Raw genomic sequence first — 667 nt, 5'->3', positions numbered from 1 at the left:
ACAAAACTAATTTCAAAAATGTCAAAGAACGAAGCGGTTCAAGTGAACCAAATTTATTTAATTTTTAATCGTCCATTTTTTTTTAGTGGACAGTAGTGATTTCAGGTTTAGGTTGATGTATTCGGCCAATTGTTCATCCGGGAGAGAGATTTTACTGGCAGGAACATAAAACTTGATCATTTCATCCAGTTGACGGGCATCTTCTGAGATATAGTCGTTGTCATCCCCTAAGAGCATATCATTAAGATTATCCGTACTGATCATTTTACCATTTAACGGGCCTTTTACATTAAGCACCCTGATATTGAATTCGTGTCCATTCAATTCTACGGTTTCATATAGTGGCTCATTAAGTAATTTTCCGCAATTGGGACAATATACATCCCCTTCTTTATCACTGAAAAAACCACTCCAATGACTGCATTGTCCACAATCGGGTGTTTGGGTAAATACCGGATCGAGTGACATTACTTTTTCCCATCCGTCGGCATCATTCAAACCTTTGAAATAAGCATCCATTTCTGCCTGTGTGCGAAACTCAACTGTATCGGCGTAACCGTCAATGTCACTAAGTACATGACAAAAATATCATAGGGTTCATATTTTCTTTAAAATCCAGTTTATCTAACCACTGAAAAATATAATCAAGTCCATATTTGAAATAACT

1 protein-coding gene is annotated in these 667 nt (G+C 36.4%); it reads right to left on the bottom strand.

The features are described from left to right. Positions 1–57: 57 nt before the first annotated feature. Complete coding sequence (locus D0T57_RS15355) at positions 58–519, bottom strand: hypothetical protein (RefSeq protein WP_163274346.1); 462 nt, start codon at positions 517–519, stop codon at positions 58–60. Positions 520–667 lie beyond the last annotated feature (148 nt).

This window comes from Dysgonomonas sp. 511, assembly GCF_010501105.1.
Taxonomy (GTDB): domain Bacteria; phylum Bacteroidota; class Bacteroidia; order Bacteroidales; family Dysgonomonadaceae; genus Dysgonomonas.
Note: the sequence above shows the minus strand (reverse complement) of the source record. Positions and strands in the feature narration are given on the sequence as shown.